The following is an 11,620-nucleotide window of genomic DNA, read 5'->3' on the forward strand; positions in this document are numbered from 1 at the left end:
ACGCTCTCTTGGATATTCTTGTTTTCAATTAAAAATCACTAGGTGTATCTATCCATTCCAAGTCGAGAACAATAGAAACCTCGATTTTATCGTTTAACACCTTATTCCTGTAGTCCTTTCCATTAGTCGTAAACGAAGCATACTTTGCAGAATACTGATAATTCAGTACTTCTACGTATCGTCTCGACATATTCCTATTACACACTCCACATGAACCGTATGCGGAAACATATCCACCGGTTGAGCCTCTATCGTACGGTAGCCTCCATCCTCCAGCACCCGCAGGTCGCGGGCGAGCGTCGCCGGATTGCACGAGACGTAGACGATGCGCTCAGGCCGCATCGCCACCATCGTCTCGAGCAGCGCGGCGTCGCAGCCCTTGCGGGGTGGGTCGACGACGATGACGTCGGGCACGATGCCCTCCTGCTTCCACGCAGGAATGACCTCCTCCGCCTTGCCTGCGGCAAAGGTGACGTTATGGAGGTCATTCAGCGCGGCATTGCGGCGGGCATCGGCTACCGCGTCTTCGACGATCTCCACCCCGTAGACCTGCTTGGCATGACGGGCCAGGAACAACGAGATCGTGCCTATTCCGCAATAGGCATCGATCACCGTTTCCTTCCCCGTCAAGCCGGCATACTCAAGGGCTTGGCGGTACAGCACCTCCGTCTGTACCGGATTGACCTGGTAGAACGACCTCGGCGAGATGGCGAATTTCACATCCCCGATCGTATCGTGGATGACCTCCTCGCCCCACAGCACCTTCGTTCGTTCTCCGAAGATGACGTTCGTCCTCGCCGTATTCACGTTGTGGCATATGCTCTTGACGCCGGGGATGGCTTCGCGAATAGCGCGAACCCACTGCTCGACCGAAGGAATTCGGGTCCCGTTCGTGACGAGGATGACCATCAATTCTCCGGTCGCGAAGCCGTATTTGACCACGACATGGCGGAGCAAGCCCGTATGCGTGGCCTCATTATAAGCGGAGATCCCCAGCGAGCGGGCAATCTCCTTCACCCGGGCCACTACCTCGTCGCTGCGCTCATGCTGGATCAGGCATTGGTCCATATCGATAATCCGATGGCTGCCCTGGGCATAGAAGCCCCCGATCAGGCCGCCCTCCATTTCGCCGAAAGGAACCTGGACCTTATTCCGATACCGCCAGGGGTTCTTCATTCCCATAGTTGGATGAACGATGATCCCGGCGTGGCCAGCCCCAAACCGCTCTGAGACGCCATGGATCCCATCCGGCCCATTTTTCCCCTCGGCTCCATTCTTCTCTTCCGCTATTAGGGCGATATCCCCTTCCCGCTCGCCGCTGGTTCTTCCGTCATCCTTCCGCACCTCCAGCTTGCCGATCCGCTCCAGACTGTCGATCACGATCTGGCGTTTATGCTGAAGCTGGGCCTCGTAGCTCAGATGCTGAAGCTGGCAGCCGCCGCATTGGCTGTAGATCGGGCAGGGAGCTTGCACACGTTCGGGGCTCGCCTGCTCGATTCGAAGCAGCTTGGCGTAGCCGTACTGCTTCTTCACCTTCAATACCCGGACCAAGGCCCGCTCGCCCGGCAGGGCTCCAGGCACAAAAAGGGTAAAGCCCCGATAACGGCCCACCCCTTCACCTTCGTGTCCCAGCCCGGCAATATCCAGTATTACTTCGTCGTTCTTCTGTACGGGAATGCCGTCTGCCGCCGGATTTTCAGTTTTAGGATTCGCTCCCTCTTTGGCCGGTCGGCCGGAAGGACGTGTCCGATTGCTTCTTTTCCTTGTCATAGAGTTAAACCCGGTTCCTTTTCTTTATTTTGAATGCAGTATTTGAAAAAAACTTAGGATGGCCATATTCTAACGAACACTGCGCACCTTATTTCATACAAAATAGCGATTTTAAAAAGCTAACGAATCCCAGCAATCTTATTCTATACTCCATACCCGTTTTACACCGGATTCTGACCTATTAAGGACTCTGTAGTTCGTTAAATTTTGCAAATGTTGGATTCAATGGGAAATAACGTATCCTGGATTCGTTAACCGATAGCCCCAGGGCAATTCGTATCCCTGACCTTACTACGATGAATAAGCAGCGCATCCCCGTTAGGCAATATCCATGCTGCGAACCTGTGTCTCGATATCAACCGGCCAGGTTCCCCTACAATGGGTGCGCCTCCTTGAAGCGAACGCCAACGGGGCTATTTAGATAACTCGAACGAGGATGTTCAGACCCAACTCACCGTACGTTTGACATCGTCAACCAGCATACCATTTTTTCACCCGACACCATACATGAGAAGCTACCAGACACTCGCAAGAGGATGTTCGACAGTACCTACCCGATCCGCTGCACAACAAACCTTTAACTATCTATTTTCCCCAACCTGGGAAAGCTATGCTTGACCCGGTAAGTTGAGCTGCCGGATTCATCCACGATGATGTTCAGATGGGAAGGAAGCACCGAGATGGTGCATGGGAGCGTTCCGCCCAGCTCCCCGTCCAGATTGACCTGAACGTAATCGGGTGAAGTGATTTCGATCTTCCGCGTTGAGGTGTGGATGATGTGCGGATCATTAAGATGCTCACCGCGCAGTGCCAATGTAACGATGCGGATGAATTCGGCCAGATTGCATTTTTTCAATATAAAAACATCCAGCAGCCCATCATCCAGACTGGCTTCGGGAGCCAGCTTCTCGAATCCCCCGACGGAGTTGCTGTTCGTGACCAGGAACATCATCACCTGCTCATGAACCTCCATCTCGTCCGTCTTGACGTGCATTTCAATCGGCCGCAGGCGGGGGAGCTTCTCGATCCCCTTAATATAATAGGCAAGCTGTCCGATCATCGTCTTTAGCTTGCTGGGCACCTCATAGGTCAGCTCCGTCAGAGAACCTCCTCCGGCAATATTGATAAAATACCGCTGGTTCGCTTTCCCTACATCGATCAGGCGCGTATGCTGGCGGATAATAAGATCACAGGCCGCCTCCCAATTGCGTGGAATGGACAAAGCCCGGGCAAAATCATTCGTCGTTCCAAGAGGCAGAATGCCCAGCGCCGGACGGTGCTCCTTCTCTGCCAGGCCATTGATTACTTCATAGAGCGTTCCGTCTCCTCCGGCCGCGATAACGATATCGAATCCGCGTTCAACGGCTTCCGCCGCTGCGAGCGTAGCATCCCCTTCTCCGATGGTCGCGTGGGTAGAGGTTTCCAAGCCTCCGCGTTCCAGCCGCTGCAGAATATCCGGCAGCTTCTTCTTCATTTCCTCCCGACCCGAAGATGGATTGTATATCAACCTTGCACGTTTGGCCATTCACTAATCACCTGTTTATCCATATTCTGTCCAATGTTGACCGGGAACCTATCCTCCAATGCACTGCTTAGCCCGGATAAGGCTCCCTAATACGATATTCTATAATCCCCGGCGGAATAACCCGAACATCGGATTGTTATCCGCATGGAGCTTTTTTTCTATTGGAAAGGGCGTACGATACGGTATTCTAAAACATCATCCCGCACATCAATCTGTTCTTACGATCATTTGACTATAGTATGTTCCATAATCTCTATTTCTCTCCAGTTTTTGACGCCTCGAAGTCTCTTCCCTGAAAGCAGAATATGAAAAATCCCACTCTGACAGGGAGAGAAGGATTTTGTCCGATGGCGCGGCGCAAAGGGTTGCACCCGCTATGAAAGTTTATCTTCCCAGCCGTTCCAAGGTCATCTTGTAGCCGTCATTCCCGTAGTTCAGACATCTCTTCACCCGGGAGATGGTCGCTGTGCTGGCGCCGGTTTCAGCCTCGATTTGATTATAAGTATACCCTTTACGAAGCATGCGGGCTACTTCCAAACGCTGGGACATAGACTGAACCTCGTTCACCGTACATAAATCATCGAAAAAAACGTAGCATTCTTCCATATCCTTCAAAGTCAAAATCGCCTCAAACAATTGGTCGATCGCTTTGTCGTTCAGCTTTTTCAACTGCATGATCTTCCCTCGTTTCTGCTGATTTGCTTTACTTCATATCTTTCGACATCAAGAGCCGAATCCCTGCTTTAAGTTTTCAGAACAGCATAAATGTTAAGCGTTAGAGTGTTAAAATGCTTCGGCACTATAAACCTCATGCTCCGCCTTCAAACTGCTTTACGGTACATGAGGGTTAGCCGGATTTGCCCAAGCCACGGATTCCAGCATCGAGTAAAAAGCCCGATAGCCGGGACATCCGTCCAATCCAATCATTTGCCTAACACATAGATTATAAACAAGATGACCCCAAAAAAGGAAGTGCTGCTTGAATAACAGATCGTTTCTTCCTGATTTTGGGGACCCCCACTGACATCTCATCAAGTGAGGAGATTATATAAAAGGGTTGTGAATCCAGTGAACTCTAACCATCAGGCCAAGTCCAGCCATGCTTACCCGGTCCTATATCGGCAGCCGGGGATTGATCAGGCCCAGGTGCGCAATTGGATCGATTCCCCACAGTTTCCCGGTTATTACCAGAACCCGGGCTTCCCTGGTTATCAGGGCTTCCCGGGAATGCCCGGATTTGGAGCGAATCCTGCCGGTGTGGGAGGGGGTCAGGGCGGTACGGGCAGTGGAGGCAGCGGCTTCAACTTCAATCAGGTAAAATCCTTCATCGATCGCATGGGAGGAATCGACGGAATTGTATCGACCGTGACCAAAGTGCATAAGGTCGTCCAGAGCATTCAGCAAATGGCTCCGATGCTCAAGCTGCTTATGGGAACCTTCGGTTCCAAGGCCGCTACGGCCGAAGCCGACAGCAAGGCCGTCCCCACCCGAAGACGCCGATCGCGAAGAGGCGGGAGTCCGGGGAGACGTTCGGCATACGGAGGCTATTCCCGCCGGCGGCCGACAGGAGGCAGAGCGCGGGTCAGCAGACGCCCCTACCGATAAGTTCTGCGGCTCTTACGTCAGCGTCTTAACGGTCCGCTCTTCCCGGGGCGGGCCGTTCGCGTTACCCGCTCTTTCCGTCCGCTCCCCGGCATTTCTCCAAGAAACAACCGAACCTTAATTATTGGCCGGAGTTGTTCGTAGCACTGCCTTTGTCTCCTGACTCAATTTCCACCTTCGAATCGACCGGAACGACCTGAATCCACGTTTGTCCGGGGAGCAGCGGAAGCTCCCGTTTGTCCTCATACACACGGATCGTACCGTCCTTCCGTTCCCAGGTCACATCGCGTTTCACGCCTCCCTGAATGAGCATTCCTTTACCGGGCCCATCGATGTCTACGCTGCGCCGGCCTTCATTGTCCAACACCCGGTGCTTCGTCTCGGCTATGATGATATTGGAGGCCGTCAGCTGCACCTTGGAATCTTTGTCCAGATGAGGTTCTCCCGCCATGCTTCGTTTATAGACTCCGGCCTCGGCGTCATATTCATAAGATACGTAATAACCGTGTATATAGTTCACCTTCACACGCTCGGCCTTATCCCCGGATACCTTCTCGTCCTCCTTCAAGAAAGGATACTTGAAAGCTTTCCATTCCTGCCGGAACTTCTTCTTCTCGCTTCCTTCGCGGATTTTGTCCACACTGGTATATAAATTGTGCGGCGCCGAACGTTCTTTATCCCGCCAATAGTATGCGTCATCCCCATACACCTGGTCAAAATGCGCCAGCTTCCGCGAATTGATATAATTAATCGCATCTTGGCTCCATCCGGCGTGAACGATCAAAGCATCCAATCCCTCTCCCAGTTGGGCATAGTATGGGCGAATACTGCGCACGGGACCGATCACCTTCGGATTTTGGCTGTGATAGACAGCCGCGAAGCGGGTAATTTCACCCTCGGCAAGAATTTCGAACACGACATCCGCTTGATCGAGCCCGGTCTGCGGCCGCGCTTGCGGAGAGTTCTCTATCATGACCATAAGCGGCCTGTCTTCGACCTGCTCATTCGTCCCTTTACCTGTCAACGGGAAGTGATACTTGTAGGCCGGAGCCTGGCTCGGAGTCGGAGTGACGACGGGTGACGGCGACGGATCGGGTACGGGTGCCGTTTGCGGCTGACCCGAACAGCCGGCGACGGTCAGGGCGAGACAAGTCACCCCCAATATTCCTTTGTATCGTCCTGTTATTCGTGATTTCTTGGATTGACTGAACGGTTTCAATGGTCCATCTCCTCTCTTTCTTTCTACTCTATCGACTGATGTACGGCAAGATATTATAACTGTTCACAAAACGTTTAGAAGTACAGTTGGTGGTTTCCTATCCGATCTGTTAAAATGGGCTTGCAGTTACTAGGAGGAGAGGAACGACATGAAGCTGAAAGCGACGTTGATTTTATTGGCGCTTTTTGCCGGTACGACCCTTATCGTTTTTCTGTTAATGTACGGAACCGGGAACCCCAATTTACGGCAGAATACGGCCAGGGACTTGCCCTCTCACGATGCAGCCCGAGCCTATGTGCTTGATCATAAATTACTCGCGTCCGTAGATCAAATCCAGGCGCTCTATCCGGGAGGCCCGGCATTCCTGATGCTGTCAGGCAGAGATGATAACGGACAGGTTAAATATGTATGGGTCGCAGGTCCGGACGAATCTATCGAAGTCTATGGAACCGCTCTGGAGAGCGAAGGAGTGCCCGAAACCGATATAGCGGAAGCCCTTAAGAAGAAAGGGATCGAAACCGACCAAATTGCCGAAATCTACGCCGTTCCCCGTGACTATACTTCCAAGAAAATCGTATGGTACGTTCGGGAGAAGGGTGAGAAAAGACATATGCTTTGGTATGAATACGAGACCGGCGAATTATACTGGGAAGCCTACGGCGAACCTACCGCCTGGGAAAGGGACAAAGCATTCCAATCATTCAGAAAAGACGGCTGAACCGCTTGATGGTTCAGCGTTTTTTTTATTTGGGCATTCCCTCGATCATGATCTTACGGCAGCGTTCGAAAAAAATTCCGCTCGATCATGGGTCAACCGCTGTTTGCGATAGGAATCTCACTCGATGGGTTCATTTGGGCCTCGTTTCGAACGGACATCGCTTGGCTCGCGATCGTACGGATACTTCAGATGGGCTCTTCAAACGGGTTCACCCGACTGCTCGGGAGCCCCCCTTCCGTCCGAATTCATCCCGCTGTTCCCGCTGGAACATCCCCTCAATCCGGTTCACCCGACCGCTCGGCGAGCACCCCTTCCGTCCGAATCCATCCCGCTGTTCCCGCTGGAACATCCCCTCAATCCGGTTCACCCGACCGCTTGGCGAGCACCCCTTCCGTCCGAATTCATCCCGTTGTTCCCGCTGGAACATCCCCTGAATCCGGTTCACCCGACCGCTTGGCGAGCACCCCTTCCGTCCGAATTCATCCCGTTGTTCCCGCTGGAACATCCCCTGAATCCGGTTCGATTGAGTATCCCGCCGCCGATCGTAATTTAATTCTAGACGGCTTGTCTGGATTCCTTCCTTTTTTCTGACAGAATCCGAAACTTTATGCCCGTTTCAACAGAAGCAGCTCCATTTTCTCCAATCTATCGACAAAAACGATCTCATATTGGGTTTGGAAGAGAACAAAGTGTATAATAGAACGGGGAGAATTTCCTTTGCGTGAAATGCTATTTGGAGGTAAATCATGTCCAGACGATATTTCTTGAAAATGCTTGCTTCCGTATTTATCGCGTCTCTTGGCGGAATTTGGTCTTTCTTGCGGTGGCTGTTCGGGAGGGATTCTGTCGCAGAAGGTCAACCGGATACGGATAAGGTAACCGCCGCCGGGGAGGAGAAGGAGCCGGAAGGAGAAGGAAAGCTGCTGGCATCCGTGTTTCTTCTCAGTGACCTACATATAAGTCTCTATGACACTACGACTACAGACAAGCTGAAGGCCGCGTTGGATGATGTGACCGAGTTGGATCCTGAAGCGAATGCGCTTGTTCTTGGCGGAGATCTGACCGATTATGGCCGGGAGGGCGAGTATCAGCAGCTCTGGTCGATTCTGGAACAATACTCCTTGCCGACAATGCATGCCAATATGGGAAATCATGATTATTATGATATATGGATCAATGAGAAAGGCGGCTTTGCCACTGACACGATGCCGAACGGCAAGACCGACGCCCAATCCAGGGAACGATTTCAGCGGTATATGAATTACGATAAACCATACACGGATGAATGGATCAACGGCGTTCACCTGATCATGCTGTCGCAGGAGGCTTACCTTGAGGAAAGAGAAGATGTAGGAGAAGGAGCCTGGTACTCGGATGAGCAGTTAAACTGGCTGCGGGCCAAAATGGCCGAGCATACCAACGGAGAACCGGCCCTGATCATGATCCATCAGCCGCTGCCTGCCCTGGGCTCCGATGGAGGAACCCACCGGCTCATTCGGGCCAATGAGTTTCGCGACATTCTGAAGCCCTACCGCAATGTATTCGTCTTCTCGGGGCATACCCACCGGGATTTTTATACAGATAATCACTATACGACTCAGGACAATATCCATTGGTTTTCCAATTCGGCGGTCGGACGGCTTCGCCCCTCTGCCCCCTCGGATAACAGTCATGCCCAAGGAATGTACATTCAAGTCTATGAGAAGGAAATTCACGTCCGCGGCCGCGAATTCACCACCCGTCAATGGATCGATGTTGCGGAGTGGCGGGTTCCTATCGAGTAACCACCTATGGAGGGATCGCTCTCATGGAATAGCCTCGCCCATCGGGTAATCGTTCTTATGGAGTAATCTCAACACAATGGAGAATCACTCCCATGAAGTAATTTCACCGCCACGGAGTAATCGTTCCCATAGAGTGGCCTCGCCCATCGGGTTATCGTTCCAAAGCAGGGGCCTTTCCCCCCACCCCATTCCAAAAAATGTCCGATAGGAAGGAGTGCTCTCCTCCCTTCGGACATTTTATCGTCTAAGCCTTAACCGCTTCCTCGCCCTCTTCTTCCTCGAACAACCGGTCGCCGCGATGAAGCCGCCAAGCGATCTGCGCCACGTGCGGCAGCTCCCTTGCTGTCGGCGCATGTGCGGCCAGATAGCGCGTGATAGCCAGCACCATAGTCTCCTGTGCCCGCTTGGCCAATGGCCCGGACAGTTCCGACCAGAGGTCGTATTCCCGGATACCGGCCTCGAGCATTTGGTAGGAGTGGAACTCGGCATCCTCCCGCAGCAAGGAATGTCCAAGCGTGTTGAACAACGTCTGCACGTCTCCTCCCCGGCTCATATAATGCGCCGCCCAATCCGCCGCTTCCGCCACCTGCTGACGCTGGTTCATCAGCTCCAGCAGCTCGGCCGGATCGGTGGTATGGCCGCGTTTGGCCGCCTGCTCCGGTTTCGGCTTCGGGGCGGTCGGAATGTTCAGGAAGCGGTCCAGGTAGATGCTGACCGCCGAATAATAGATCGCCCGAATGGTGGGGACGCCGGCTCCTCTCCGCAGGCTTTCGTGAACCGCATGAGCATGCGTGAAGGTGTGCAGCACCGCAATCCAATCGCCGAAGTCATTCTGCGTGTGGAAGCGGACGATCCGCTCCGCGGCTGCCAAAGCAACCAGACGGGCGATGCGTACCGGAGACGCCCCGTTATGCAGCGCATCGGTAATGGCCGCGATCGTCTTCAACGGCTCCTCACCTAGAAGCAGCTCCAACATGGCCTCTTCATCGAGGGGCGCCTCTTCTCCGCCGACCCTTCCGTCAAGCTCGGGCAGCCTCTCGAACGCTTCCCGCAGGGGAGCGACCAGATTGACCGGCTGCTGCCAGTTATTTCTTTCCTCGCTTCTCGTCGGATTGGCCAGCAGCGGAACGAGGGAAGCAAGCACCTGCTCCTTCATCCCCTCTTCCAGCCTCTCCAGCATTTCGAAGGCTTTATTATGGAAGTCAAACGTATGCCCGCCATCCAGATAGAAGTGATCCGTGGCGGCGGCCAGCATCATGTCGGCCAGCTCGCCGTTCTCCGCCCCCTGACGGATGGCGGTCAGCAGAACCCGCTCCGCTCCCTGTGTGTCCCGCACCTCTACACATTGACGGTACCAGGAGGTCAGGCGGGACATCGAAGCATTCGTTTCCGGAAGCGATTCCAATACAAAACGCGGAGGTCTTCCCGCACAATCGGCGGCTACCCGACGCAGACCGTGGAACAAGGCGAGAAACCGCCCATAGCGGTCCAGCTTCGGCAGCACATTGACCATGGCGGCCAGAATGGTCAGTCCCGAGCCCCAGCCTCCCGAGCGGTACACCGTCCCGTATTCGATTCCGACCCGCGCGATTTTCTCTTCCGGCACACCGGCTTCGAGCAGGGCAATGACCGATTTGGCGATCACCAGAGACAAGTTTTGCTCCAGCCCTTCCTGCAGCCTTTTGAAATGCTTATCCGCCCCTCCTTGATTCCTCGGCTTCGGGTTAACCCATACCTCCCCTTCCTCCAGCCTAACCTCGTGGGTCTGCACATCATCCGCCCATGGGTCCAAAGTGCCTCCGCTGCAAATATCGAACCGGGCATGATGCCAATGACAAGTCAATATACCGTCGCACAAGCTTCCCATATGCAGGGGAAAACCCATGTGAGGACAACGATTGTCCACCGCATACACCCGATCCTCATGAACAAAAACGGCGATTCCTCCCTTAATCACCTTAGCGCCTTGTCGCTTCAGTTCCTCCAATGATCCGGCATGAGTCCATTGGTCCATTTCCAATCCCTCCCAATTCATTATACATACATTCTAAACTAATATGTATAGAAAATACAAGAACAATTTGCAACTGTTTGCCCTTCCTCAAGCCGGACGTTATCTAGAGCCGATAGGGCGGGACGCCATTGCCTCTATCGAATCAGTAATGGTATAGTAAAAGCCCGGAACAACACTGCATTAAATTTGTTCCAACCAACATGACAACACTGACGAAAAAAGACAAAGACCTGCACTTTTGCTCGTCTTCGAGGCAACTCTGGCTTTACGCGTCCAGCGCCTGCAAAAAGACCTGCAAAAGTGCACGTCATCAGAGCGATTTTAGCTAAAATCGGCAAAAGACCAGCAATTGTGCAGGTAAATTTTGCGATTTCGGCGATTTTTCGTTTTTGGCGGGGAAAGACATGCACTTTTGCTCGTCTTTCTCGAGTTTTCCCGGATTTCCGCAAAAAGACATGCACTTTTGCTCGTCTTCGAGGCAACTCCGGCTTTGCGCGTCAGCGCCTGCAAAAAGACCTGCAAAAGTGCACGTCTTTAGAGCGATTTTAGCTAAAATCGGCAAAAGACCAGCAAATGTGCAGGTGAATTTTGCGATTTCGGCGATTTTCCGTTTTTGGCGGGAAAAGACATGCACTTTTGCTCGTCTTCGAGGCAACTCTGGCTTTACGCGTCCAGCGCCTGCAAAAAGACCTGCAAAAGTGCACGTCTTCAGAGCATTTTTAGCTAAAATCGGCAAAAGACCAGCAATAGTGAAGGTAAATTTTGCGATTTCGACGATTTCCCGTTTTTGGCGGGGAAAGACATGCACTTTTGCTCGTCTTTCTCGAGTTTTGCCGGATTTCCGCAAAAAGACATGCACTTTTGCTCGTCTTCGAGGCAACTCTGGCTTTACGCGTCCAGCGCCTGCAAAAAAAACCGTACTTTCGGCTAGGCCCCCTAATTCCGGAGTCCGCACCATAAAAAAATAACCATGTATACAATTCCTCTC

Annotated in this window: 10 protein-coding genes; 3 read left to right on the top strand and 7 right to left on the bottom strand. The window is 52.8% G+C overall.

Annotated elements, in window-relative coordinates:
* Positions 1–171 precede the first annotated feature (171 nt).
* The 3 genes from rlmD to ACFQ03_RS01895 form a co-directional block, all read right to left on the bottom strand.
* The gene (gene rlmD, locus ACFQ03_RS01885; RefSeq protein ID WP_379285700.1) at positions 172–1,770 is read right to left on the bottom strand and encodes a 23S rRNA (uracil(1939)-C(5))-methyltransferase RlmD; all 1,599 of its coding nucleotides are present in this window, start codon (positions 1,768–1,770) and stop codon (positions 172–174) included.
* A gap of 577 nt (positions 1,771–2,347) precedes the next feature.
* Complete coding sequence (locus ACFQ03_RS01890; protein ID WP_144940715.1) at positions 2,348–3,295, bottom strand: diacylglycerol kinase; 948 nt, start codon at positions 3,293–3,295, stop codon at positions 2,348–2,350.
* Between the two features lie 384 nt (positions 3,296–3,679).
* Complete coding sequence (locus tag ACFQ03_RS01895) at positions 3,680–3,970, bottom strand: YerC/YecD family TrpR-related protein (RefSeq protein WP_144940717.1); 291 nt, start codon at positions 3,968–3,970, stop codon at positions 3,680–3,682.
* A gap of 393 nt (positions 3,971–4,363) precedes the next feature.
* Between ACFQ03_RS01895 and ACFQ03_RS01900 the strand changes: the two genes are divergently transcribed.
* Entirely contained in the window at positions 4,364–4,900 is a 537-nt protein-coding gene (locus ACFQ03_RS01900; protein WP_379285703.1) for an aminotransferase, read from the top strand.
* 118 nt (positions 4,901–5,018) lie between these two features.
* Here ACFQ03_RS01900 and ACFQ03_RS01905 read toward each other — a convergent pair whose 3' ends face one another.
* Positions 5,019–6,116 (bottom strand): DUF3048 domain-containing protein, encoded by a 1,098-nt coding sequence (locus ACFQ03_RS01905; RefSeq protein ID WP_379285705.1) that lies wholly within the window; start codon positions 6,114–6,116, stop codon positions 5,019–5,021.
* A gap of 148 nt (positions 6,117–6,264) precedes the next feature.
* On the opposite strand from ACFQ03_RS01905, the gene ACFQ03_RS01910 reads away from it, so the two are divergent.
* Positions 6,265–6,834, top strand: a complete 570-nt coding sequence (locus tag ACFQ03_RS01910) for a hypothetical protein (RefSeq protein ID WP_144940723.1) — start codon at positions 6,265–6,267, stop codon at positions 6,832–6,834.
* A gap of 208 nt (positions 6,835–7,042) precedes the next feature.
* On the opposite strand, the gene ACFQ03_RS01915 is transcribed toward ACFQ03_RS01910, so the two are convergent.
* Positions 7,043–7,339 (bottom strand): hypothetical protein, encoded by a 297-nt coding sequence (locus ACFQ03_RS01915; RefSeq protein WP_379285707.1) that lies wholly within the window; start codon positions 7,337–7,339, stop codon positions 7,043–7,045.
* A gap of 241 nt (positions 7,340–7,580) precedes the next feature.
* Between ACFQ03_RS01915 and ACFQ03_RS01920 the strand changes: the two genes are divergently transcribed.
* Positions 7,581–8,618 carry a metallophosphoesterase family protein gene (locus tag ACFQ03_RS01920; protein ID WP_144940727.1) on the top strand — a complete coding sequence of 346 codons (1,038 nt, stop codon included), beginning with the start codon at positions 7,581–7,583 and terminating at the stop codon, positions 8,616–8,618.
* A gap of 244 nt (positions 8,619–8,862) precedes the next feature.
* Here the strand turns inward: ACFQ03_RS01920 and ACFQ03_RS01925 are convergent, their stop codons facing one another.
* Together ACFQ03_RS01925 and ACFQ03_RS01930 are read right to left on the bottom strand one after the other, a co-directional pair.
* Complete coding sequence (locus tag ACFQ03_RS01925) at positions 8,863–10,632, bottom strand: Rieske (2Fe-2S) protein (protein ID WP_379285710.1); 1,770 nt, start codon at positions 10,630–10,632, stop codon at positions 8,863–8,865.
* Positions 10,633–10,957: 325 nt separating this feature from the next.
* Positions 10,958–11,620, bottom strand: a 663-nt coding sequence (locus tag ACFQ03_RS01930) for a hypothetical protein (RefSeq protein ID WP_379285712.1), incomplete at its 5' end; no start/stop codon positions are given.

It is taken from the genome of Paenibacillus residui (genome assembly GCF_042677205.1).
GTDB lineage: Bacteria > Bacillota > Bacilli > Paenibacillales > NBRC-103111 > Paenibacillus_L > Paenibacillus_L residui.

What these genes read in the sequence shown, in the direction of transcription:
- rlmD (WP_379285700.1), bottom strand. Translation starts at nt 1,770, where the DNA reads ATGACAAGGAAAAGAAGCAATCGGACACGTCCTTCCGGCCGACCGGCC.
- ACFQ03_RS01890 (WP_144940715.1), bottom strand. Translation starts at nt 3,295, where the DNA reads ATGGCCAAACGTGCAAGGTTGATATACAATCCATCTTCGGGTCGGGAG.
- ACFQ03_RS01895 (WP_144940717.1), bottom strand. Translation starts at nt 3,970, where the DNA reads ATGCAGTTGAAAAAGCTGAACGACAAAGCGATCGACCAATTGTTTGAG.
- ACFQ03_RS01910 (WP_144940723.1), top strand. Translation starts at nt 6,265, where the DNA reads ATGAAGCTGAAAGCGACGTTGATTTTATTGGCGCTTTTTGCCGGTACG.
- ACFQ03_RS01915 (WP_379285707.1), bottom strand. Translation starts at nt 7,339, where the DNA reads ATGTTCCAGCGGGAACAACGGGATGAATTCGGACGGAAGGGGTGCTCG.
- ACFQ03_RS01920 (WP_144940727.1), top strand. Translation starts at nt 7,581, where the DNA reads ATGTCCAGACGATATTTCTTGAAAATGCTTGCTTCCGTATTTATCGCG.
- ACFQ03_RS01925 (WP_379285710.1), bottom strand. Translation starts at nt 10,632, where the DNA reads ATGGACCAATGGACTCATGCCGGATCATTGGAGGAACTGAAGCGACAA.